The organism is Aphanothece microscopica RSMan92 (assembly GCF_046613545.2).
Lineage (GTDB): Bacteria > Cyanobacteriota > Cyanobacteriia > PCC-6307 > Cyanobiaceae > NIES-981.
Map to the genome: position 1 here is coordinate 1 of NZ_JBKKKY020000514.1, position 465 is coordinate 465.

The 465-nt window shown below is 43.2% G+C and carries 1 protein-coding gene; it reads right to left on the reverse strand.

Annotated elements, in window-relative coordinates:
* Window positions 1-85: 85 nt before the first annotated feature.
* Window positions 86-430: a DoxX family protein gene (locus tag ACLD7X_RS18815; protein ID WP_411425203.1), complete on the reverse strand. Its 345-nt coding sequence runs from the start codon at window positions 428-430 to the stop codon at window positions 86-88.
* Window positions 431-465: the final 35 nt, after the last annotated feature.

A 465-nucleotide genomic window follows, 5' to 3' on the forward strand; every position in this document is an offset into this window, starting at 1 on the left:
TTCGGGTGCGAGTATAAATTGTTTTGTAGTTTGCATGGGAAAGGGATTTATCCTTTAACGGCTGCAAATTTACACAAAAACATGGCTAAATTTTGGTGTATTGGTAGGCCCACCAGATCAGGACCAACTGTATAGGTAGCCTGCCCCAACGAATCAGCGGAGAAATGCTCTCAAATTTAGCATCATATGCCATATAAAGGTTGGCGGGGAAAACCGCAATAAGTAGTAAAATTACTCCCCAGGCAGCCCAAATCCGAAAAGCGGGAATAAAAAGCAAGATCCCGAGTACTACCTCCGCAATACCTGATATAAGCACAAGTGCGGGCGGGTTTGGTAAATAAGGAGGAACAATTTTCAGAAAAAAACGGGGCTGAACAAAGTGCATTATGCCGGCCACGATATACATTATACCCATCAGGTAAACACTCATGCAAAGTAAGGGTTAGAGGTAAAAGGGGTTGCTTT